Origin of the sequence: Shewanella fodinae (assembly GCF_014651955.1) — a bacterium.
Taxonomy (GTDB): domain Bacteria; phylum Pseudomonadota; class Gammaproteobacteria; order Enterobacterales; family Shewanellaceae; genus Shewanella; species Shewanella fodinae.
Genome location: NZ_BMXW01000005.1, coordinates 1 through 23440, shown reverse-complemented (window position 1 = coordinate 23440; position 23440 = coordinate 1). Strand labels below are relative to the sequence as shown.

General features: G+C 48.5%; 21 protein-coding genes and 4 tRNA genes. 11 read left to right on the top strand and 14 right to left on the bottom strand.

The genetic code is table 11. From position 1 onward, the window contains the following. Positions 1-294: 294 nt before the first annotated feature. Together hydN and fdhF are read left to right on the top strand one after the other, a co-directional pair. Entirely contained in the window at positions 295-840 is a 546-nt protein-coding gene (gene hydN, locus IE064_RS06055) for an electron transport protein HydN (RefSeq protein WP_133039437.1), read from the top strand. Between the two features lie 22 nt (positions 841-862). Continuing rightward, complete coding sequence (fdhF, locus tag IE064_RS06050; protein ID WP_189617077.1) at positions 863-3037, top strand: formate dehydrogenase subunit alpha; 2175 nt, start codon at positions 863-865, stop codon at positions 3035-3037. A 357-nt stretch (positions 3038-3394) separates the two neighbouring features. Here fdhF and IE064_RS06045 read toward each other — a convergent pair whose 3' ends face one another. Further along, positions 3395-4198, bottom strand: a complete 804-nt coding sequence (locus IE064_RS06045; protein WP_189617076.1) for an AraC family transcriptional regulator — start codon at positions 4196-4198, stop codon at positions 3395-3397. Between the two features lie 83 nt (positions 4199-4281). Here IE064_RS06045 and IE064_RS06040 point away from each other — a divergent pair, with 83 nt between their 5' ends. From IE064_RS06040 to IE064_RS06030, 3 genes are all read left to right on the top strand, one after another. Beyond that, positions 4282-5679: an SLC13 family permease gene (locus IE064_RS06040; protein ID WP_189617075.1), complete on the top strand. Its 1398-nt coding sequence runs from the start codon at positions 4282-4284 to the stop codon at positions 5677-5679. A 274-nt stretch (positions 5680-5953) separates the two neighbouring features. Beyond that, positions 5954-6706, top strand: a complete 753-nt coding sequence (locus IE064_RS06035; RefSeq protein WP_189617074.1) for an SDR family oxidoreductase — start codon at positions 5954-5956, stop codon at positions 6704-6706. A 154-nt stretch (positions 6707-6860) separates the two neighbouring features. Continuing rightward, entirely contained in the window at positions 6861-7259 is a 399-nt protein-coding gene (locus IE064_RS06030; protein ID WP_373295251.1) for a GFA family protein, read from the top strand. A 91-nt stretch (positions 7260-7350) separates the two neighbouring features. On the opposite strand, the gene IE064_RS06025 is transcribed toward IE064_RS06030, so the two are convergent. From IE064_RS06025 to IE064_RS06015, 3 genes are all read right to left on the bottom strand, one after another. Continuing rightward, complete coding sequence (locus IE064_RS06025; RefSeq protein ID WP_189617072.1) at positions 7351-7851, bottom strand: DUF4447 family protein; 501 nt, start codon at positions 7849-7851, stop codon at positions 7351-7353. A 44-nt stretch (positions 7852-7895) separates the two neighbouring features. Beyond that, a complete protein-coding gene (locus IE064_RS06020) occupies positions 7896-8300 on the bottom strand; it encodes an SMI1/KNR4 family protein (RefSeq protein ID WP_189617071.1) in 405 nt (134 codons plus the stop codon). Positions 8301-8434: 134 nt separating this feature from the next. Next, positions 8435-10534, bottom strand: coding sequence for a M13 family metallopeptidase (locus tag IE064_RS06015; RefSeq protein ID WP_189617070.1), 2100 nt, complete (start codon positions 10532-10534; stop codon positions 8435-8437). A 276-nt stretch (positions 10535-10810) separates the two neighbouring features. On the opposite strand from IE064_RS06015, the gene rsuA reads away from it, so the two are divergent. Next, positions 10811-11506, top strand: coding sequence for a 16S rRNA pseudouridine(516) synthase RsuA (rsuA, locus tag IE064_RS06010; protein WP_229799878.1), 696 nt, complete (start codon positions 10811-10813; stop codon positions 11504-11506). Between the two features lie 3 nt (positions 11507-11509). Here the strand turns inward: rsuA and IE064_RS06005 are convergent, their stop codons facing one another. Genes IE064_RS06005 through IE064_RS05995 form a run of 3 tightly spaced genes read right to left on the bottom strand, consistent with a single transcriptional unit; the run spans position 11510 to position 13442 of the window. Continuing rightward, on the bottom strand, positions 11510-12457 hold the full coding sequence (locus IE064_RS06005; protein ID WP_189617068.1) for a DUF4097 family beta strand repeat-containing protein: 948 nt from the start codon (positions 12455-12457) through the stop codon (positions 11510-11512). Further along, a complete protein-coding gene (locus tag IE064_RS06000; protein WP_189617067.1) occupies positions 12454-12975 on the bottom strand; it encodes a hypothetical protein in 522 nt (173 codons plus the stop codon). The genes IE064_RS06005 and IE064_RS06000 overlap by 4 nt, the downstream gene beginning before the upstream one ends. Beyond that, the gene (locus IE064_RS05995) at positions 12972-13442 is read right to left on the bottom strand and encodes an RNA polymerase sigma factor (protein ID WP_189617219.1); all 471 of its coding nucleotides are present in this window, start codon (positions 13440-13442) and stop codon (positions 12972-12974) included. Before IE064_RS05995 ends, IE064_RS06000 begins: the two co-directional genes overlap by 4 nt. A 338-nt stretch (positions 13443-13780) precedes the next feature. Here IE064_RS05995 and IE064_RS05990 point away from each other — a divergent pair, with 338 nt between their 5' ends. Further along, entirely contained in the window at positions 13781-15643 is a 1863-nt protein-coding gene (locus IE064_RS05990) for a methyl-accepting chemotaxis protein (protein ID WP_189617066.1), read from the top strand. A gap of 82 nt (positions 15644-15725) precedes the next feature. On the opposite strand, the gene IE064_RS05985 is transcribed toward IE064_RS05990, so the two are convergent. From IE064_RS05985 to IE064_RS05965, 5 genes are all read right to left on the bottom strand, one after another. After that, a tRNA-Leu gene (locus IE064_RS05985) sits at positions 15726-15812 on the bottom strand. A gap of 28 nt (positions 15813-15840) precedes the next feature. Next, positions 15841-15927: transfer RNA gene (locus IE064_RS05980), tRNA-Leu, on the bottom strand. 41 nt (positions 15928-15968) lie between these two features. Next, a tRNA-Leu gene (locus IE064_RS05975) sits at positions 15969-16055 on the bottom strand. Between the two features lie 49 nt (positions 16056-16104). Beyond that, positions 16105-16180, bottom strand: a tRNA-Phe gene (locus IE064_RS05970). Positions 16181-16464: 284 nt separating this feature from the next. Then, positions 16465-17232, bottom strand: a complete 768-nt coding sequence (locus IE064_RS05965; protein ID WP_133039447.1) for an outer membrane protein assembly factor BamD — start codon at positions 17230-17232, stop codon at positions 16465-16467. A 124-nt stretch (positions 17233-17356) separates the two neighbouring features. Here IE064_RS05965 and rluD point away from each other — a divergent pair, with 124 nt between their 5' ends. From rluD to clpB, 3 genes are all read left to right on the top strand, one after another. Beyond that, on the top strand, positions 17357-18331 hold the full coding sequence (gene rluD / locus IE064_RS05960) for a 23S rRNA pseudouridine(1911/1915/1917) synthase RluD (protein ID WP_133039448.1): 975 nt from the start codon (positions 17357-17359) through the stop codon (positions 18329-18331). Further along, on the top strand, positions 18331-19047 hold the full coding sequence (gene pgeF, locus IE064_RS05955; RefSeq protein WP_189617218.1) for a peptidoglycan editing factor PgeF: 717 nt from the start codon (positions 18331-18333) through the stop codon (positions 19045-19047). The genes rluD and pgeF overlap by 1 nt, the downstream gene beginning before the upstream one ends. A gap of 99 nt (positions 19048-19146) precedes the next feature. Next, positions 19147-21720 (top strand): ATP-dependent chaperone ClpB, encoded by a 2574-nt coding sequence (gene clpB, locus IE064_RS05950; protein WP_189617065.1) that lies wholly within the window; start codon positions 19147-19149, stop codon positions 21718-21720. Between the two features lie 67 nt (positions 21721-21787). On the opposite strand, the gene IE064_RS05945 is transcribed toward clpB, so the two are convergent. Next, a complete protein-coding gene (locus tag IE064_RS05945) occupies positions 21788-22231 on the bottom strand; it encodes a DUF4124 domain-containing protein (RefSeq protein WP_189617064.1) in 444 nt (147 codons plus the stop codon). A gap of 91 nt (positions 22232-22322) precedes the next feature. Between IE064_RS05945 and pssA the strand changes: the two genes are divergently transcribed. Continuing rightward, positions 22323-23159, top strand: coding sequence for a CDP-diacylglycerol--serine O-phosphatidyltransferase (pssA, locus tag IE064_RS05940; protein WP_189617063.1), 837 nt, complete (start codon positions 22323-22325; stop codon positions 23157-23159). 55 nt (positions 23160-23214) lie between these two features. On the opposite strand, the gene IE064_RS18120 is transcribed toward pssA, so the two are convergent. Then, on the bottom strand, positions 23215-23440 hold a 226-nt coding region (locus tag IE064_RS18120), incomplete at its 5' end, for a hypothetical protein (protein WP_229799876.1).

The following is a 23440-nucleotide window of genomic DNA, read 5'->3' as shown; positions in this document are numbered from 1 at the left end:
TTCTTAGCAGACAGCTCCAGCCGGGGCTGTCTCTCTCCCTTAGCTTATCTGTTGCAAACTCTGGTAGCTGACGCCGTCAGCTACGGCTGTTTTGTGTCCGACACTTTCGACAGTTTTGTCGAAATGACATGACGAAATTGTGGTTTTTAACTAGAATAGTCTGCCACCAAATCTATAACTATTTGTATTTTAAATATAAAAATATTTGGCATGGTTTATGTGTACTAAACCAATGTATGACAAGACGCTTTGCGAGAACAGGGACTTAACGCTTGTATACAACTGGAGAGTACTATGAACAGCTTTATTCTTGCCGATGCTAACAAATGTATTGGCTGCCGTACGTGTGAGGTGGCCTGTGCCGTTGCGCACCGTGCAGACGGGGATGTTACCGCACTCAGTGCGATAAATTTTACCCCGAGGATCCATGTTGTAAAAGGGGCGACTATCAGCACTGCGACGCAATGTCGGCAATGCGAAGATGCCCCTTGCGCCAATGTCTGCCCAAATAATGCCATCCGCCGCGCCCACGGTTTTGTACAGGTACAGCAGGAACGTTGTATCGGTTGCAAAACTTGTGTGGTGGCTTGTCCGTACGGTGCGATGGAAGTGGTGACCTACCCGGTAGTGCGCAACACAGGCGCAGCCGTCAATGTCCTGAGGGAAAGAGCCCAGGCAAACAAATGCGACCTTTGCTACGACCGCCCAGAAGGCCCGGCCTGTATCGAGGTTTGTCCGACCGCGGCGCTCAGATGTGTCGATCGTGACGATTTGGCAATGCTGAGTGCAGATAAACGCAGACGTACCGCACTGGATAACGGTGCAGGGTTCTGTGTTTAGTACTTCTAAAGGTAGAGAAACAATGGAAAAAGTGACAACAGTCTGTCCGTACTGCGGTGCGGGTTGCAAAATGAAACTGGTGGTGGATAACGGCCGTATTATCCGTGCAGAAGCAGCCGCAGGTGCCACCAACCAAAGCGAACTATGCCTTAAAGGGTACTATGGCTGGGATTTCCTCAACGATACTAAACTGCTGACTCCCCGCCTGCGCGAGCCGATGATCCGCCGTGAAAAAGGTGGCCCATTTGAGACAGTATCCTGGGATGAAGCCATCAAATACGTTGCCAAACGTTTTGCCGAAATCAAGGCAAAACACGGCGCCCGCGCCATTATGACCACAGGGTCTTCCCGCGGCACTGGTAATGAAACCAATTATGTGATGCAGAAGTTCACCCGTGCGGTGCTTGGCAGCAATAATGTCGACTGCTGTGCTCGCGTGTGTCACGGCCCGTCTGTTGCCGGGCTACGTGAAACCTTAGGCAATGGTGCCATGAGCGTTTCCATCGAAGATCTGGAACAGGCTAAATGTCTGCTGATCTTTGGTTACAACAGTGCTGATTCTCACCCGATTGTCGCCCGCCGTATTGTGAAGGCCAAACAGAATGGGGCCAAGATCATTGTGTGCGATCCTCGGCGCATTGAAGCCGCCCGTATTGCTGATCAACATCTGCAACTGAACAACGGTTGTAATGTGGTGATGGTCAACGCCTTCATCTACACCCTGCTGGAGGAAAACCTCTACAACAAGGACTATGTCGCAAAATACACCGAAGGTTTCGACAGCCTGTGGAATGTGGTCAAAGACTATGCTCCTGAGAAAGTTGAGGCCATTACCGGCGTCAGCGCCCAAGAAGTTCGCCAGGCAATGCGCACCTATGCTTCCTCTCCCTCTTCAGTGATCTGTTGGGGCATGGGGGTTACTCAGTTCGGTCAGGGCACCGAGACAGTTAAGAGCCTGTCCACGCTGGCACTGCTCTCCGGTAACCTAGGCCGTCATGGCGCGGGTGTGGCACCTGTACGTGGTCAGAATAATGTGCAGGGTGGCTGCGACATGGGCGTCTTGCCGGACTTATTCCCCGGCTATCAGAAAGTGACCGATGCGGCTGTCCGTGCCAAATTTGCCAAGGCATGGGGTATCGATCCTGAGTCTATGGATAAGGAAGTAGGGGTTCGCATTACAGACGTACCTCATCTGGCGCTAGAAGGCAAAGTCAAAGCCTATTACATCATGGGTGAAGATCCATTGCAGACCGAGGCTGATTTGAGCCTGGTGCGTAAAGGGATAGATGCGCTGGATTTGCTGGTAGTACAGGACATTTTCATGACCAAAACTGCTGAAGCAGCGGATGTGATTCTGCCCGCCACTTCCTGGGGTGAGCACGGTGGGGTATTTACCTGCGCCGACCGTGGGTTCCAACGGTTCGAAAAAGCCATTGAGCCTAAATATAACGTTAAACGTGACTGGGACATCATTTCACTGATCGCCACTGAAATGGGTTACCCAATGCACTACGACAACAACCAGCAGATTTGGGATGAATTGCGTGAGTTGTGCCCGCTGTATTACGGCGTTACTTACGAAAAAATGGGCGAATTCGGCCATATACAGTGGCCTTGTCCAACACTGGATCATCCCGGCACGCCGTTGCTGTATACCGACAACAAATTTGCCACACCTAGCGGCAAAGGGCAGTTGTTTGCAACACACTGGCGCAAACCCGCGGAACTGACCGATGAAGAGTTCCCGCTGGTACTGTGTACCGTGCGCGAAGTGGGGCACTACTCTTGCCGTTCTATGACCGGTAACTGTGCAGCACTGAAAACACTGGCAGACGAACCGGGGCTGGTCAACATCAATCCTGAAGATGCGCTGGCACTCGGCATCAAAGATCAACAACTGGTGTGGGTCGCATCGCGGCGCGGTAAGGTGATCAGCCGCGCTAATGTCAGCGATCGCATCAACCGTGGTGCTGTTTACATGACCTATCAATGGTGGATTGGCGCCTGCAACGAGTTGACCCAGGACAACCTGGACCCCACCTCAAAAACGCCAGAAACCAAGTACTGTGCGGCTAACGTCAGTGCTATCGAGGATCAGACCTGGGCAGAGAATTATGCGGCACAGGTCTACAGCGAGATGAAAGCTCGCTTACGCCATGCTGTGGAGGACGCCAGGCCAGCGGCCGTCACTGCATAAGTAGTATGCAAAACTACATCAACGTCGAAAGTAAAAGGGACCGGTAACGGTCCCTTTTTTCGTGGGCCACTCTCGTTGCTAAAAACTCCTCGGCTTTATACTGAAAATGGCTACACTCAGAATTCACAGCTTTCTATCCTTGAAAGCCATTCCAGCTTGGCTCTCCCAGCCTCGTGCTAACAAACTTGAAAATTTGTCTTTCACCTTACTCAATCCTCGAGGTTTGTATCTGCCGTGCAGAAAACCCAAATGCTGTAGGACATAGATGTTTAAAACAGTTTGCCTTGATAATTTAGTGACAGTGAAACGTTATATCGCAGCGCCGAGGGAAAACCGGAGATGTCTGTAATTGCACGATTAGTTTTTATGCAAGAGATAATCTTGGGGCGTGCAGCCAAAAAGACGTTTAAAGGCAACAATAAAACTGCTAACGCTCTTGTATCCTAGTTCATGGGCGATCATCGTCGTATTTGAGCCATGGATGACATTATCAAGAGCGTGCATCAATCGAAAACGACTGCGCCATTGGCGATAATTCATACCAGTCTCCGCTTTAAAAAGACGTTCAATAGTTCGTACACTGGCACCAACGTCGTGCGCTAATGTTGATAACGCCAATGATTGTGAAGGGTTATTGACGATATTGCTTATAAGCTTTTTTAAGCGGGGATCGTTGCCCGCTGGGAGATATAGCAGGAACGATTTCATTACGTCCAACTCATCTAATACCACCCAACCTAATCGCTGAATACGGCTTTTACTCATAGAGGCATTGCTTTCCGTGAGTTTCAAAATCAGTTCACGCATCAATGGGCTCATTTCTAGCATGGTGATTGATTTCTCCCCGTCCCGAACAGTGTAACTAGGGTCTACATATATGTTACGCGTTTGCGCTGCCGTCTCTCCACTCACCTGATGGTACACATTTCCAGGGATCCAAACTGCATGAGTCGATGGAACCACCCATACGGCGTTTTCGCTGGTGATACGTAGAATACCTTCCACCGCCCAAAGTAGCTGTCCCCTTGGATGAGCGTGAGGAACAATACCTGATTCTGCTTGCATACTGCGTTTATGGGACAAGACTGGTTGCGACGCATCTAGGATATATGCAACGTCGCTGGGGGACTGCATTGACGTATTGAGAATATCATTTGTCATATTTGGCTATTAACCCGTCATAAACTATCGGATATCTTAAAAACTCATAGATGTTTTGCAACTGCCTAACTGGATCTCACTCTATGGCGAATAAATTTAGCCTAAAAACCTTCCTTGTAGCGTTAACCATCGCTTTTGCAATATTTATTAGTATTTACCCGATTTCTGGCTATTCAGTGACATTTCTGCGTAGTGCCGCAATTGTCATTGTAACGTTGGTCTTGTGGAGTTCAGGATTTCTACCTCCATTTCTTACCGGATTGCTATTTTTCGCCTTTGCAACAGTGTTTAACGTAATTCGGCCAGATCTATTGTTCTCTGGGTTTGGTTCAACGGCGGTGTGGCTCATTATATCCGGGTTCGTCATTGGCTCGGCTATCTCTGTCTCCGGTTTAGGCGAACGGATCGCATCATATATTGCACCTCATATAACAGCCAGTTACCCCCAATTAATCACCGGGCTAGTTGTGACTGCCGTGCTGCTTGGTTTTGTCATGCCATCCTCAGTTGGGCGCGCGGTAGTATTACTCCCCATCGGCATGGCCTTGGCAGATAAAATAGGTTTTGCTAAAGGCAGTAATGGCCGATTAGGGATTGCCACTTCATTGGCAATAGCGTGCAATATGCCGAGTTTTGCCATTTTGCCAGCCAACATTCCCAATATGATCCTTGCTGGCGCGAGTGAGAATTTATTTCACATCCATTTCGGCTATACAGAATATCTCCTGTTGCATTTCCCTGTGTTAGGGATTTTGAAATCAATACTGCTCATATGGATAGTCATTAAGGTGTTCCCTGCTCAAGTTACCCAGTGTGCCCCTTTTGACCAATACCCAGATGAGGAAAACGAGTTAAACAGTCGGCGTCAAAAGCAGGTAGGACTTTTGTTAGGCATAACGTTATTGTTTTGGATGACAGATTCAATACATGGGATCAATCCTGCGTGGGTAGGCCTTGTGGTGGCGATTTTGCTGCTGATGCCCAGATGGGGTGTTGTTGATCCCAAGGCATTTAATAGCGCTATAGATTTCAGTACCGTGGTATTTGTTGCTGCGGCGCTGGGGCTTGGAGCATTAGTCAATGACTCTGGAATAGGAACCTCTATGGGAAAGCTATTCCATTACATTTTACCTGATAGCTCGAACACGCCGTTTTTAAGTTTTATGGCGTTGTCGATGATTTCCACGCTTGTTGGGCTTATTGCGACCATTCCCGGCGTACCTACGGTATTAACGCCAATGGCGGCCGATTTAGCTCAGTCCACAGGTTTTTCTGTCCCCGCGGTACTTATGACACAAGTCGTTGGATTCTCAACAGTAATATTTCCGTATCAAGTTGGGCCATTGATTGTCGCTATGCAATTATCGAGAGAACCTTTACCAAAACTTTTGAGAATAACAATCCCACTTGCTATCGCTACCATCACTATATTGATGCCTCTTGATTATCTGTGGTGGCTCATCATGGGTTGGATTGACTGATAAAGTGGGGCTCACAAGCAACGCTAAGTGCTTGCTCAATATATGTAGACCGCACTGCCATTCCGCTTTTTGTTGTGGATAATGACGTAGCTCTAATTGTTACTTGAGGAAGACTAAGAATCGAACTTTCAGATGAATCGTGGTAAATGTGGTGAATTTGATAACGCAATATAACCAGTGAGTGAGAACAGTGGAAAACCACTCACTGCGTTCTGGGTTCCCGCTGTTTAGCACGTTATGCACCATTTCGAATTCAGCTTTAAGAGGATAGAAAATGAGCAATCAAAAAGTGGCAATTGTGACTGGTGGTGGCCGAGGGATTGGGGCCGCTACCGCAAAAATTTTTGCTCAAAATGGTTACGCCGTATGCATTAACTATAAATCTAATGCTGAGACTGCGAATACGTTAGCTCAAGAAATCAAAGCGTTAGGTGGTCATTGTATTTTACTTCAAGCGGATGTTTCCAAAGAAATTGATGTGCTTCGTATGTTTGAAATTGTCGACCGCGAGCTTGGCGCTATCTCTGTACTTGTAAACAATGCGGGGATATTAAAGCAACAGACGCGCCTAGAGGAAATGAGTGCAGATAGAATCAACTCAATTCTGGTCAATAATGTGACGAGTTACTTCCTGTGCTGCCGTGAAGCGGTAAAACGAATGTCCACTCGTCGTGGTGGTTTGGGTGGTGTCATTGTAAATGTTTCTTCGGGAGCCGCTCGAACAGGCTCACCTAATGAATACATTGATTACGCGGCATCGAAAGGCGCAATCGACACATTAACAAAAGGTCTGTCGCTGGAAGTGGCTGCGGAAGGTATAAGGGTTAATTGTGTACGTCCTGGATTGATTTATACAGATATGCATGCTGACGGGGGCGAGCCTAATCGTATTGACAGGCTAAAGAGTAAAATTCCAATGCAGCGAGGCGGTTTACCTGATGAAGTTGCCGCGGCTATTTATTGGTTAGCCTCTGAAAAATCATCTTTTGCCACGGGGAATTTTTTGGATTTGACAGGTGGTTTGTAGTGCATTGAAATGACCAATGGGTAAAAATTGCTGAGGAGACCAGAAGTCTAGAAGTATCGATAAATAGACATCTGATAGTGTTGGGTTTGGGACAAATTTTCTAAATCTACTGTGTCGCGAACGCTATATGCTGTAAGGAGAGTTTATGCTGACAATTATCAAAGAAGTTGATGGCGTGCAGATTAAACCGAAACACAGAGCAACTTGCCATTGTGGCGCGGTTGAGTTGGAACTTTCACTCCCCGATGGATTAGTTGATGTAAGACGTTGTGATTGTTCGTTTTGTCGCCGCCGCGGCGCCATTGTTGCGTCGGTGCCACTGGCTAGTATCCATATCCTTAAAGGCCATGAGTACCTGAAGCTCTATCAATTTAATACCAAAACGGCGAAGCATTATTTTTGTGCTAACTGCGGTATCTATACACATCATCAGCGCCGCTCAAATCCGTCACAATATGGTTTCAACGTGGCTTGCCTTGAAGGCATTAATCCGCTCAAGATGGGAGATGTTCCGACCGTTGATGGTGTTAATCACCCCGCAGACCGCCAGTGATCTCGCGCAATCATGACATTCGTTGCTGATGATGACATGACTATACAAACGATCGGTTAATATTACGGCGCAGATAACCGCGCCGCTGTTGTTATGACAGTTGGCTGGCAGCCCATTTTGCGCGGCTTTCGCGGCTCTCGCCAAGTCCAGCCTGTTCGCGGAAGGCTTTGTAGGAATCAACGTCCAGTGGCACCAGGGCGATCTCAACCTCCAGCACCAGCTTACACTCTTTTTTGATGCGCCAGGCGGCGGTGGTGTAGAGTTCAGTCAGTGGTAATGAACTGAGAAATTCTGGGTTGTATTGGGTATATATTGCTTGCGATGGATATACGACAAATGCCAGTCTTCGCTTGGGTTCCTTCTTGAACATTGCTTCAATGCCATCACAGGTATTGAGCACCTGCATTTCAATGATGTCATCAATATCCAGTAACTGTTTTTGTGCCAATTCCGTGATGGTTTGGCTGCCATCCTCCCATTGCTTGAGGGTTTCAACGCTAACTTTCAGCAGTTGTGCGGCAAGTGCTTCATCTAGGCCAAGCGACCAACGTAAAGCGCGAAATTCAATAGGATTCAGCGGGTAAGCAGACATAAATAGGTTCCGTGAGTAGGATTAACAGGCGTGGTAACTTGGGATTAACTTGGCAGCCATACTTCTTCGGCCCAGTGCCAGAATGATTCCCAGTAGTCATCTTCATCTAGGTGACCGTCTTCCCAGAAATACACCAGTCCCTCTTCATCCATGCAGTAAAAACTGTCGCCTAGCTGGCAGATGGGCACCAGATAACGAGGTAAGCCGATGGACCAGGCATAGGCGGCAACTTCCGGCAGATAGGTATGCGAATGCGGGTCGACTGCGGTAACCGGTTCTAGGCTACCAACGATAACATTGCTGACTTCCAGCAGATATTCTTTAAGATCGGCGGGCAACGGCAATAGCAACTGTTCTTCCACATCGACAATATCGTCAAATTCAGGCAACTCTAAAGGAACGGGAACTGGCTGATTCAATTGCTGAAGTTGTTCAATAATGTCATGCATGGCACATCTCCAAAGCGACATAAAACCGAGGCGGCAATGCTGCGAGAGTATAGCGGCTTACTGTCTCGGCACAAGGGCATCTGAGTCAAAAAATAAGGCACCCGCAGGTGCCCTATGTTACTGAACTGGTCTACTTACCAGATTTTCACGCGGTTAGCGGGTTCCAGATACATGGCATCACCCGGTTTTACATCAAAGGTGGCATAGAACTGCGGCATGTTTTCCAGTGAACCAATAGCGCGGAACTTGGCCGGTGAGTGTGGATCAGTGGCTACGCGGTTACGCAGCGCTTCCTCTTTCACTTTGGCACGCCAGATTTGCGCAAAACCGATAAAGAAACGTTGATCGCCACTCAGACCATCAATCACAGGCGCTTCTTTGCCTTCCAGTGACTTTTTATAGGCTTTATAAGCAATGGTTACGCCTGACAGGTCACCAATGTTTTCACCCAAGGTCAGCTCGCCATTGACGTGCAGATCTGGGAATACATAGTAACCGTTGTATTGGGCTACCAGTGCTTTGGTCTTAGCATGGAACGCATCCAAATCTTTCTGGGTCCACCAGTCGCGCATGTTGCCGTCACCATCAAACTTGGCGCCTTGGTCATCAAATCCATGACCCATTTCATGACCAATCACTGCGCCGATACCGCCGTAGTTAACCGCATCGTCAGCTTCCATGTTAAAGAATGGAGGTTGCAGAATTGCGGCCGGGAACACGATTTCATTCATGGTCGGGTTATAGTAGGCGTTCACAGTTTGTGGCGTCATATGCCACTCGTCGCGATCGATGGGGCTGTTCAGTTTTTTCAGATCTTTCTGATGTTCAACTTCGCCAGCGCGCATTTCGTCACCCACTAGATCGGTAGCGCTGATGGTCAGTTGGCTATAATCTTCCCATTTGTTGGGATAGCCAATTTTTGGATTAAATTTTGCCAGTTTGGCTTTGGCTGCTGCTTTGGTTTCTGGTGTCATCCAGTCCAGTTCATCTACGCTATCAGCATAAGCTTGGCGCAGATTTTCAACCAGTTGCTCCATGCGTGCTTTGGCTTCTGGAGTAAAGTGACGCTTCACATACACCTTGCCAACCACTTCGCCCAACAGGCTGTTGACCTTGCTAACGCCACGCTTCCAGCGCGGTTGCTGTTCTTCCTGACCGTTGAGAATGCGGGAATAGAAATCAAAGTTCTCATTATCAAATGCTTCACCCAGATCACCGGCAAAGCTGGTGAGCAGATGCCATCGCAGATAGGTTTTCCAAGTAGCCAGATCTGTGTCATTGATGATTTTGGCCAGACCAGTGACATAGCTTGGTTGGTTGATGATGATGTCAGCCTGCTTATCGGCACCTAATGCAGCCAGATAGGCATTCCAGTCAACGCCGGGGGCCAGTTCTGCTAAGTCTTTCAGTGCATATTTATTATAGGTTTTGGTGCTGTCGCGGCTAGCAACCACGTCCCAGTGGTCCTTAGCGATCGCGGTTTCCAGCTTCATAATCGCTTCTGCGCTCTTACGTGGTTGTTCAAAACCAGCCAGCTTAAACATCTTGCGCATGTGTTCCACAAACGCTTCACGGATTTTTACAAAACGTTCCGCATCGTTAAAGTAGTAATCTTTTTCTGGCAGACTCAAGCCATATTGCCAGATGTGAGTGGCATAACGAGTGGAATCTTTGGCATCAACATCCACATAAAATGCCATTGGCGTACCGCCACCGATGATCTGGCTGCTGCCAAAATAGGCCATCAGCTGATCTTTGTTACCGATAGCATCAATTTTTGCTAGCTCGGGTTTCAATGGGTCGATACCCAGTTGGTTGAGGGTGGTGGTGTCCATAAAGGCGCGATACAGATCGGCGACTTTTTGCTCGTCTGTGCCCGCTTTCAGATCTTTCTGAGCGGCAACTTCTTCAATAATAGCTTTAATGTCGTCACGGGATTTTTCGCGCAAATCATAGAATGCGCCAGTGCTGGTGCGGTCAGCTGGGATTTCAGTATTCTTGATCCAGGTGCCGTTGACATAACTGTAAAAATCGTCCTGTGGACGTACAGACTTATCGAAGTTGGCAAAATCAATACCGGATCCCAGTACTTTGGAGACTGCAGCGGCAGTGGCGGTTTGAGTTGTCTGTGGTTTAGCTGCTTCTGCAGTCTTGGTCTCAGTCTGTTTGTCATTACAAGCGGCCAGACCGGCAATCATGGTGGCACATAAGCCGCCAATGAGGATTTTTCTCATATGGATTCCTTTCACTCTCAGTCGTTGGAGTGCTCAATAGGTGTCGGTATGCCGACATAGTTATTACCGCACACCATAGCAAGGCTGATGGTCGCAGCGTGACGGATTATGTTAAAGCTTGTTTACACATACTCTCAAGCCACTGCGCAGAGTAATACGCGGGTGATGTGTAAGCAAAATTTACATACGGGCGTTAGCCACAACACAATATCGCTTGGTAGCTCATCGGTGATCACCGATAATGGCCGCGTTTCAGTAGTTATAAGGACAGTAAAAGTGCGGCTTGATAAATTCATCTGTGATGCCACCGGATTGACCCGAACGCTGACAAAGAAAGCGTTGCATCGCGGCGATGTGGCGGTAGATGCCGTGTTGGTGAAAGATGCGGGTTTTAAGGTGGCGCCGGGGATGGAAGTGACGTTGGCGGGGGAGCCGTTGACGTTGCCGGGAACTCGTTATCTGATGCTGAATAAGCCGCAAGATACGCTATGTTCCACTATCGATGAATATTATCCGTCAGTGCTTAGCTTGCTGGATATACCGCGGGCGGATCTGTTGCACATCGCCGGGCGTCTGGATGCTGATACCACGGGGTTGGTGCTGCTGACGGATGATGGGCAGTGGTCACATTGTGTGACATCTCCTAAGAAAACCTGCGGTAAACGTTACCGGGTACAGTTAGTTGAACCGCTGATTGATACGGCTGAGGCACAGTTTGCCGCCGGGGTGCAACTGCATGGTGAGCGTGAACTGACACTTCCTGCGGTATTGCAAAGGTTGTCGGCAACTGAAGTGTTACTAACCATCAGCGAAGGTAAGTACCATCAGGTGAAGCGCATGTTCGCGGCAGTCGGTAATAAAGTGTTAGGGTTACATCGGGAAGCGGTGGGTGAGATTGAGCTAGATGCTGATTTGGCACCGGGTGAATGGCGTGCGCTGACAGAGGCAGAGATAGCCTCTGTCAGACGCTAATCATTACTGCTGTTTTACTTTAATATCGCCACTAATGGTGGTGATATTCACATCAGCCTTGCCTGATCCAGTCTGAAACTTCAGCACTTCGCTACGCATATCTTTGGTGGTAACTGGTTTGGCATCCGTCAGCTCGTTATGAATTTTGCCTCCAGGACCGCCATTAATGTTGAATTCCGCATCGGGCATGCCATCAAATATCAGATCGATATCGGCATTGACACTATCCAGTTGCGCCTTGGTTTCCAGCGATTTCAACCTGACAGTCAAATCACCACTGACACTGCGCAGGTTGAGACTATCGACTTGCTGTAATTGTAGTTTCGCCGAGCCCGATACCAGATCCGCAGCAATTTTGTTGGCTTGACTGTCGGCAGTCAAATCGCCACTGACCAGCCGATAGCTGATGGTGCCGCTGCTGCCTTCATCATCGATATCCCCAGAAACCGTTTCCAGCCGGATATTGCCACTGTTATTGCGGACAGTGATATTGCCAGAAACGGTCTTTACGGTCAGTTCTCCCTGTAGCGCATTGCTTTTGATATCACCGCTGATATTGCCGGTGGTCACTTCACCATTGATGCTGTCCAATGCATAATTGGTTGATACGCCTTTTATTTTGACAATCACTTTCGTGGGCAGATAGATCTGCAGATTTGAGCCTTTCTCTTCATGGCTGGAGTAGCTGATTGGCATCTTGTCTTCAATCACAAAGCTACCGCCATACTGAGCGAATATGAGTCCTTGACTAAGATCATCCAAGCTACCCTTGATGGCGACTTCCGCTTTGTCCCAGCCATGGACTTTTACATCCCCGCGCTGAATGCGGATGTCCAGTTTACTGCCGGGAGTTAACTGGGCACTCTTGTCTACTTGCTCCGCTGCCATCCCCCAAGGACTGGTGAAAATGGCTAAGGTGAGTAGCGTTAAGGCGACGTAAGACTGTTTCATATGCGGGTTCCTTTTTTCTCTGCGTACATTTTTTCCGGCAGTTGCTGGCCTTGAGTCAGTAATTCGATTTCTCGTTGCTGTGCCCAGATCCAGAGTTGCCACAACTGTTGGTCTTTGGGGTCTTTTTGTAGTGCCTGATATATCTGATCTGAGGCGGTGCGCAGTTCATCAACGCCACGGCTTAATGGCGCAGTCAGGCTGGCATGTTGCCACTGGTTAAAATGACTGTTTTTTTCAATGAAATTCACCTGTTGTTCATGCTGTTGCCGCAGTTGTGCCATCATTGCCAGCATTTGCGGGTCACTGACGGCTTGTGGCTCAGAAAACCACAAGCGATAGCCAAACCCACCTAGTAACAGTAGGCTGCAGGCAACGGCAAACTGCTTCCACGAGCTGTGCCCGCGGTGATGGACTGGTGCCGTGTCTAGACGGCGGGCGATTGCTGGCCACAAATCGTGTTGCGGTGATAGCTCTTTTGGCAACTGTTCAATCATCTCATCAAGTGACGGCTTGCTCATGACAACATCTCCTTAAGCAATGCTTTCGCTCTGTGATACTGTGCTTTGCTGGTGCCTGCCGTGGTGTGCATCAGCGCAGCTATCTCTTCATGGCTGTAGCCTTCGATGGCAAACAGCACAAAAACAATCCTTGCTCTTTCTGGTAACTGCATAATCTTTTTATCCAGTAACGAGGTGTCTGGGATTTCTGTGCCATCACTGCATGTTTCGGCACTACCGTCGGATAGTGGCAGAAATCGCGCCCAGAAACTGCGATGCTTTTTTAGACTGGTCAGCGCTTGGTTAACGCTAAGACTATGCAACCAGGTGCTGAACTTACTGTCACCACGGAACTGATCAAGTTTTTCCCATAGCCGGATAAAGCAATCTTGTGTTATCTCTTCCGCTAGCGAGGATTGGCCAGCTAAACGCAGACATAATGCGTATACCCGTTGGTGGTGCAGGCGGTAGATTTCAGCAAATGCCATCTTGTCACCTAGACGCGCACGCTGGATTAGCTGCCTTTCTGTCTCATCCACAGTGAAAACTGCTGTCAGTTCCCCATTGCTTCTGGCATCCACGGCACTTCCTTGCTCGTTATTGTTAAAAGTTACTTATATGACATTGTGGCGTTAGCAAAAGGTTTGAATGATGACGTAATTTTTTTGGCAAAACATTAAAAGTAGTAAAAAGCGGATTATCATCATGTGTATGCAAGTTAGCCCGTCAAGTCGATAAGATTGTGTTGATTACCTAGCACTGTTGGTGCAGGTGAACTACTTTTGAGTTAGTCAGTTGTTAATCTGCCCTAGGAGAGCTTTTCGCTATGCTGATCCGTAATAAATTGTTGTTAAGCGCAGCGTTGTCTGTTGGCTCACTGATTATCATCTTCATCATAAAGGAATATTCCGGTGTGGTGCAGGAGCAGCTTTCTCAAGGGCAGCAGCTAGTGCTGCAGTTAGAAAATAAAGTGCTTACCCTACGTAAACACGAAAAGGACTTTTTTAGTCGACTGGACATGAAATATGTTGAGCTGCATCAGCAAACTGAAAAAAGCCTGTTACCAGTGGCGGAACAGTTGCGTGTTATTTCCAAGCAACATGACATAGACACCACTGCGGTTGCGACCTTAGATAGTGCCGTTAACCGCTACTCCAAATTGTTCAGTGATGTGGTGACGTTACAACAACAAATAGGGCTTACACCAACCTCAGGTTTGTACGGTAAATTGCGTGATGCTGTCCATAATGTGGAAAGCCTAGTTAAGCAACATAATAACGCACCGTTGCTGGTGATGATGTTGCAGTTGCGACGCAATGAAAAGGATTTTATGTTGCGGCGGGAAATGAAATATGTCGATACCTTTAAAGGCAACTTCACGGCATTTCAGCAGACACTGGCAGATTCAGCGTTAAGCGCTGATGTCCAATCCCAGATAGCCAAATTGATGGACGAGTATCGTAGTTCATTTCTGGCATTAGTAGAGGCTGAACAGCAAATGGGGCTGGACGAAAAATCCGGCAAAATGGCGGAGCTGAGAAGTGCGGTGGCGGCGACAGAAGACGCTTCTTCACAGCTTTTGGTACAGACGCAGGCACGCATTGATGCCGAGAAGCAAAGTACCTTTTGGTGGGGCGTGATCTGTTTCTCCTTTATTATTGTGGCGGTGTCCTGGGCCACCTGGTTGATTATTCGCAGCATTATGCGCCCAGTGGAGAGCATTACTAAAACCATTACTGAGATAGAACAACATAAAGATTTGTCATTACGCTGCGCCGCTCACAGCAACGATGAATTGGCGTTAATTGGCAACTCGTTTAACAATATGGTGGCGAGTTTCCAGCAGGTTATTCGACAGGTGATGGCAGCGACCAATACCATGAGTGGTGCCAGTCATGAACTGGCCGAAAATGCCATACAAGCATCTGAAAGTGTGAGTCGTCAGTTGCAAGAAACCGATCAGGTAGCAACGGCTGTCACTGAAATGGGGACGACGATTGACGGTATTGCTAAAAACACCGAGGAGGCGGCAGCAAAGGCAGAATCTACTCACCTCAATGCTGAAAAAGGTCGTCAGGAAGTAGAAGAAAGCATTCGCCAGATCCAAGCCTTGGCCAGTCAGCTTAATCAGTCAGCTGAGGTAGTGCAGCAGTTAGAGGTAGACAGTCATACCATAGGTAATGTGCTGTCAGTGATCCGTGGAATTGCGGAGCAAACCAACCTGTTGGCGCTAAATGCCGCGATTGAGGCGGCTCGGGCAGGTGATCAAGGCCGTGGTTTTGCGGTGGTAGCTGATGAAGTGCGCAGTTTAGCCATGCGTACTCAGGAATCTACTGCAGAGATAGCTGGGATTATCACCACATTACAAAATCGGACTCAAAGTATTGTCAATGCGATGGAACTCAGCCAGCGCCAGGGCAGTGATAGCGCGCAACAGGCAGCCAATGCTGGCAGCTTATTGGGTAAGATCACTGACGATGTAACTGACATCATGGATATGAATACTCAAATAGCGGCCGCTATTGAGGAGCAGAGCACTGTCGCCGCAGAGGTCAATCGTAATGTGATTGCTATTCGGGATATTGCTGAATTGTCAGCTCAAGCAGCGGAAGCCAATGCCACTGCTTCCGAAGAGGTGCGGGAAAAGGTAAATGAGCTACAACAGGTGGTCGGACAATTTCGCGTGTGATTGACGGAACTATGAACTAATTTTGCCAGCGGATGGCAAAATTCAGGCACAAAAAAACCTCGTTAAACGAGGTTTTAAATATTGGTACAGGTGAGAAGACTTGAACTTCCACGCCCGTAAGGGCACCAGCACCTGAAGCTGGCGTGTCTACCAATTCCACCACACCTGCACGACATATTTTATTGTTCACTCTGAATTGGTACAGGTGAGAAGACTTGAACTTCCACGCCCGTAAGGGCACCAGCACCTGAAGCTGGCGTGTCTACCAATTCCACCACACCTGCACATCACAGAGTGAATTTCAGCATAACTCAATTTTCGTAGTTGGTACAGGTGAGAAGACTTGAACTTCCACGCCCGTAAGGGCACCAGCACCTGAAGCTGGCGTGTCTACCAATTCCACCACACCTGCACTGTACGGCTACGTATTTCTAGTTAGCTGAACACCTTGAAAATCAAGGTGGTGCCCGAACCCGGAATCGAACCAGGGACACGCGGATTTTCAATCCGCTGCTCTACCGACTGAGCTATTCGGGCAACGGCGTGCATTAAACGGCTTTTGCCGATTTGAGTCAACAATTTTCTATTAAATATTTCAAAACATCGCGCATTTGAGCAAGTTTTATCCGTAACCTCAGATATTACTCAGCGATCGCTTGAAAACCGCACTATTACAGGGTTCGCTGGTAATGCCCATGCAGCCAAATGGTCACTCGCTGGCGGTTCAGTGGGGAAAGTTTCGACAGAATCTGCCACTTGCTGGAAAAACGATTCGAAAGTGCGAAACAACGAAGCCCCACAAGGGGCTTCGTGTCAAAAAATCAATCCTGTTTCAACATTTCGTTGTCGGGGTAATTGGCTTTCATCACCATCAATACGTGCTGCTTTAACTCATTCTGACCTAATTTCCCATAGGCTTCAGCCATGATTGCTAACGCCTGCTCCACGTAAGGTGTGTCAGAGTAACTTTCTAAGACTGTCTGAGCGCGCACTGCCGCAGCACTCCAAGCATCCATTTTTACATAATACTCGGCAACTTTGATGGCATAACTGGCCAGACGGTTTTTCAGATACTGCATGCGCTGCCGAGCATCGGCGGCATATTTGCTGTCAGGATAGGCTTTCAGCAATTTGGCGAAATCCTTGAAAGCGTCTTTGGCATTCTGTGGATCGCGGTCAGTGCGGTCTATATGCAGCAACTCATGCAGCATATAACTATCGGCTTGCATATTCACCAGACCGCGCATGTAGGTCACATAATCCGCGTCCGGGTGAGTTGGGTTCAGTTTCAGAAACCTGTCAATATTAGCGATAGCATTAGCAGTATCCGCCTGCTTGTAGTATGCGTAGATAAGATCCAACTGAACCTGGGTTTTGTAGGGGCCGAAGGGATATTTGGAATCCAGCGCCTCAAGGGTCTTCACGGCCTTAGAGAAGTTGCCCAATTCCATAGAGTTACGCGCCTGAGAGTAGAGTTCTTCCGGAGACTGCTTCCCGGCAAGTAATTCCTCTTCGTCGGGTTTGCTGCTACAGGCTACAATAGCCAGTGAAAAAAAGGCTACCGCAGCGCCTTTGACAAATTTATGCATACTTGAATCAGGTTCTTTTTTGAAAGTTATAGTTAAGAAATCCGCCAATTCACGATAAACTAGCAAATTTCCGTGTTAAAACGATAACACAGTTCTATGACCCCAATAATTGGGGACGGTTCCTATGACCCAAGAGATTAATCTAAAAAGCGAGATATCAGCAACCCAAACCGGTCAGAGATTAGATCAGGCAGTGGCAGAATTATTTCCTGACTACTCCCGAACCCGTCTAAAAGACTGGATTCTGGCTGGAAATGTTTTTATTGATGGCGTAGCGATTACCCGTCCAAGGGAAAAAGTGCTGGAGTCACAAATAGTGGAAATTAACGCCACTATTGAGGAAGAAACCCAGGCAGAAGCTCAGCCTATTGATTTAGATATTGTCTATGAAGATGACCATATCATCGTAATCAATAAACAGGCAGGGCTGGTGGTGCATCCAGGGGCTGGCAACAGCGATGGCACTTTGATGAATGCTTTGCTGCATCATTGTCCCGAGATAGAACATGTGCCGCGTGCAGGCATTGTGCATCGTTTGGATAAAGATACCACCGGGCTGATGGTGGTAGCGAAAACAGTTGAAGCGCAGACACACCTGGTGGCAGCTTTGCAAGCGCGGGAAATCACCCGTGAATATGAAGCGATTGTCATTGGAACGATGACCGCCGGTGGTACGGTGGATGAACCCATTGGCCGTCACGCCACTAAACGCACGCATATGGCGGTGATTCACTCTGGGCGGCCAGCGGTGACCCATTATCGTGTGGCGGAAAAATTCCGCGCCCATACCCGTTTGCGTTTGCGTTTGGAAACTGGTCGGACGCATCAAATCCGTGTGCATATGGCCTATATTGGGCATGTGCTGGTGGGCGATCCGGTTTATGGTGGGCGTCCGCGTCCGCCCAAAGCGGCCAGTGCGGAATTTATTGAAGTTCTGAAAAACTTCAAGCGTCAGGCGTTGCATGCAGTGCGTTTAGAACTAGCGCATCCCCTGACCTGTGAAGTGATGAGTTGGCAAGCGCCGATCCCCGATGATATGGTGCAACTGACCAAAGCCTTGCGTAAAGATACAGAAGAGCATCCCGAGGATATGTTGTGATATTGGCACATCACTGGCCACTTCCCCCAAATATCAGAATAGCGATGACTGACCGACAAGATGGTGTCAGTCTGCCGCCTTTTGACAGCCTGAATCTGGGAATGCACGTTGGTGATGATCCTGCAGCAGTAAAACACAACCGCCATTTGTTGCAGCAGCAACTGCAATTACCCGCAGAACCTGCCTGGCTGGAACAGGTACATGGTACTCATGTTGTTCATTTAGGGCAGGATGATAATCGTACTGCCGATGGCAGCTATGCGGATACGGTAGGACAAGTTGCCGTTGTTATGACGGCTGACTGTTTGCCAGTGTTGCTGTGTGACACAGATGGAACCCAAGTGGCTGCCTTGCATGCCGGATGGCGCGGGTTGAATGCGGGTGTGCTGGAAGCCGGAATTGCTCATTTCCGCCAGGGATCGCAACTACAGGCATATCTTGGACCAGCAATTGGTCCGCAGGCATTTGAAGTGGGTGCCGAGGTGCGCGAGGCGTTTATTGCATCGACGCCAGGTGCCGCCAGTTGTTTTACCCCACATGGCGATAAATTTTTGGCCTCGTTGGAAGCGCTGGCAAGCTTGCGCTTGCAGGCCGCGGGTGTCTCACAGATTTATGCGGCATCTGCCTGTACCTATCAGCAATCTGCACGCTTTTTCTCTTATCGTCGTGAGCGCGATACTGGCCGTATGGCTTCTCTTATCTGGCGTGAATTTTAACCACTTTTTCTGTGGTTTTTACTTGAATTGGCGCTAGCTATCCCCATCTTTAAGGTAACAAAGTTATTCCCCCTTATTTTGAGATTTTCAGGAGGCTGTATGCGACTTGATCGTATGACCAATAAATTTCAGCTTGCTATCTCAGATGCTCAATCACTGGCGCTCGGACGCGATCATCAGTTCATTGAACCTATCCATCTGATGATGGCTTTGTTGAATCAGGATTCGGGATCGATTCATCCCCTATTGACCCAGGCCGGGATCCAAGTCAGTAGCTTGCGTTCGCTGCTGACCAAAGAGCTGGAACGTCTGCCACAGGTGGAAGGCACTGGTGGTGACGTGCAGTTATCTCAGGCATTGATCCGGCTGTTGAACCTTTGCGACAAGCTGGCGCAAAAACGTAAAGACAAATATATCTCCAGCGAGCTGTTTATTCTGGCGGCGCTGGAAGGCAGTGACACTCTGGCTAACTGCTTGAAACAGGCTGGTGCCACTAAAGAACTGATGGAAAAAACCATTGAGCAGATGCGTGGTGGGCAGAACGTGGATGATCCGAACGCTGAAGATCAGCGCCAAGCATTGAAGAAATACACCGTCGATCTGACGGAGCGTGCCGAACAGGGCAAGCTAGACCCAGTGATTGGTCGTGACGATGAGATTCGCCGTACCATTCAGGTGCTGCAGCGCCGCAGTAAAAATAACCCGGTGTTGATTGGTGAGCCTGGTGTCGGTAAAACCGCCATCGTCGAAGGCTTGGCGCAACGTATCATTAATGGTGAAGTTCCGGAAGGCATTAAAAACAAACGGGTACTGGCACTGGATATGGGCGCACTGGTTGCGGGTGCCAAATATCGTGGTGAGTTCGAAGAACGGCTAAAAGCAGTGCTGAATGAGCTGTCGCAGGAAGAAGGGCAGGTGATCCTGTTTATCGACGAACTGCACACTATGGTTGGCGCGGGTAAATCTGAAGGTTCCATGGATGCGGGCAATATGCTCAAACCGGCATTGGCACGTGGTGAATTGCATTGCGTTGGTGCAACAACCTTGGATGAATACCGGCAGTACATTGAAAAAGATGCCGCGTTGGAACGGCGTTTCCAGAAAGTGCTGGTGGATGAGCCGAGCGTTGAAGATACCATTGCTATCCTGCGTGGGCTGAAAGAACGTTATGAACTGCATCATCATGTGGAGATCACTGACCCAGCCATTGTGGCGGCGGCTACGCTGTCGCACCGTTATATTTCTGACCGTAAGTTGCCAGATAAAGCTATCGACCTGATCGATGAAGCGGCATCCAGCATCCGTTTGCAGATTGACTCCAAACCTGAGCCACTGGATCGCTTGGAACGCCGAGCTATTCAGCTGAAACTGGAAGAACAGGCGTTGTCGAAAGAAAACGATGAAGCTAGTCGTAAACGCTTGGAGCACTTGCGCACAGAGTTGCGCGATGTAGAAGAAAAAGCCGCAGAACTCAACGAAGTGTGGCATGCCGAAAAAGCTGCGTTGGCAGGTACACAACATATCAAGGCCGACCTAGAACAGGCGCGACTGGATTTGGAAGTGGCTCGGCGTGCTGGCGATCTAACGCGTATGTCTGAGTTACAGTACGGACGGATCCCTGAACTGGAAAAACAACTGGATCTAGCATCGCAGGCAGAAATGCAGGATATGAAACTGCTGCGTAACAAGGTTACCGATGTTGAAATTGCCGAAGTGTTGTCAAAAGCTACTGGCATTCCGGTTTCTAAAATGCTGGAAGGTGAACGTGAAAAACTGCTGCATATGGAAGAAGCGCTGCATGAACGAGTGATCGGCCAGAATGAAGCGGTCGATGCGGTTGCTAATGCCATTCGTCGTAGCCGCGCGGGCCTTGCTGATCCTAACCGGCCGATTGGTTCTTTCCTATTCTTGGGGCCAACCGGGGTGGGTAAAACCGAACTGTGTAAATCACTGGCGAAATTCCTGTTTGACACCGAAAGCGCCATGGTGCGTATCGATATGTCAGAATTTATGGAAAAACACTCAGTGTCACGTTTGGTCGGTGCCCCTCCAGGATATGTCGGTTATGAAGAAGGGGGTTATCTGACCGAGGCAGTGCGTCGTAAACCTTACTCTGTGATCCTGCTGGATGAAGTGGAAAAGGCGCATCCAGATGTGTTCAATATCCTGTTGCAAGTATTGGACGATGGGCGACTGACTGATGGTCAGGGACGTACGGTGGATTTCCGCAATACTGTGGTGATCATGACCTCTAATCTAGGGTCTGATTTAATCCAGGAAGGTTTTGCTGAACATAGCTACAGTGAAATGAAAGCCTTGGTTTTGGGCGTGGTACAGCATCACTTTCGGCCGGAGTTTCTGAACAGGATTGATGAGACCGTGGTGTTCCATCCGCTGGCTGCCGAGCATATCAAGAATATTGCGCGGATCCAGGTCGAGCTGCTGCGTAAGCGCTTGCTGGAAAAAGAATATGACTTGCAGGTCAGTGAAGCAGCGCTGGAATACATTGCCAGAGCCGGTTTTGACCCAGTCTATGGTGCGCGGCCGTTGAAACGTACAATTCAACAGGAAGTGGAAAATCCATTAGCCCAACGCTTGTTGCAAGGTAAATTACTGCCGGGGCAACCTATCAAGGTGGATTTACAAGGTGATGAACTGACGTTTCATCAGTAACGGTTGTCTCGTCCTAAGATAGGTTGAGTAAAGAAAGGAGCGTACCAACGCTCCTTTCTTATATCTGTTATTTTTTAGTGCAGAACAAGCGAATGCGTTCTTGTTGTTCTTTAATTGCGGTTTGCCGTTCCTCTTCCGTCATGCGCACTGGCTCTCCAGTTTTGTCATCTTTACGTTGCAGTCGGGTATGGGTTTGCAGCACATCGAGGTTAAACTTGGCACTGTCACATAATTTCTGGGCTTGGGCTTGATCTCGCTCTTTTATGGCGGCGGCGTCCTGTTCCGCTTGGCTAGGCTCAGGTGTCGCTTCCCTCTTCACTGGTGCGACTGTACCTATTTTCCCTGGTTCAATAGCGGTGCTGTCTAACGTTTTTACTTGCTTATCCACGGGAGGTTGTTGGCTATAGTGAGTAACACCCTTGTCATCGACCCATGTATAGATGTCAGCGGCAAAGCCAAACGGGTTGTAAAGTATTACCAATATCGCAGATATCAGGCCAATCCTTATCATAGTCAAATTCCGTTGCTGCCAGAGGTTCAGGGTTACCACAACTGTGTTATCTTTGAATACATTAAAGCAAACATGTGGATTCATTAAGTGTATGCAAAATATCACTAAGCCAACAGTAAAATCCAAAGGGATCTATCTGTTACCCAATCTTTTGACGACTGCCGGGTTGTTTGCCGGCTTTTATGCCGTGATCGCGTCAATGAACGGGCGCTTTGAGGCCTCCGCTATCGCCGTTTTTGTCGCGATGATTTTCGATGGATTGGATGGGCGTCTGGCGCGATTGACCAATACCCAGAGTAGTTTTGGCGCGGAATACGATTCGATGGCAGATATGGTATCGTTTGGCATGGCTCCGGCGCTTATCGCTTACAATTGGGGATTGGCCGATATCGGCAAAATTGGCTGGCTGGCGGCTTTTATTTATTGTGCTGGAGCGGCCTTACGACTGGCGCGCTTCAATACACAAGTGGGTGTTGCCGATAAACGATTCTTTCAGGGTTTAGCAAGTCCGGCCGCGGCAGCCATCATTGCCGGGAGTGTTTGGCTTGGGCAGGATTATGGGATTGATGGTAGTAGCGTTTCCTGGCTGTTTGCCTTAATTACTGCGGGTGCCGGTTTATTAATGGTCAGCAATTTCCGCTACCACTCCTTCAAACAGGTAGATTGGAGCGGTAAAGTCAATTTTCTGGTGATGCTGCTAGTGGTGGCCGTTTTTGTGGTGGTGTCGGTGGATCCCGCATTGATCCTTTGCTGTCTGTTTTATATCTACGCCTGTTCTGGTCCCGTTATGACGATGCGCAATATTAAGCAGCTTAAGGTGTCTGATGTTGTCGGGGATAAGGAAGAAGAGCTATTTCAGAATGACATGGTAGATACTGAGCACCCGAATAATAGCTCGGTCACTGCCGATGACACGCGTAAAAAGTAATATCGCAAACAGTAAAAAGGTATGTTTATGGTCTTTTTACCGTCAAATGTGAATTTTATGTGTGTTGATGGTTGGTCATTTGTGGGTGTTTGCTCGCAAAATCAACTATTAAAAAAATAATTAGAAATTCCCTCTTGCACAAAAGATTAAGCTCCCTATAATGCGCACCCACTGACACGGCAACAGCGAAGCGCTGGCGGTGTTGCAGGCAAGGCAGCGAAGCTGAATTGTCTGGGCGAAAAAAGATTGGCGCAAGCCACTTGACGCCAAGTTGGGGTGGT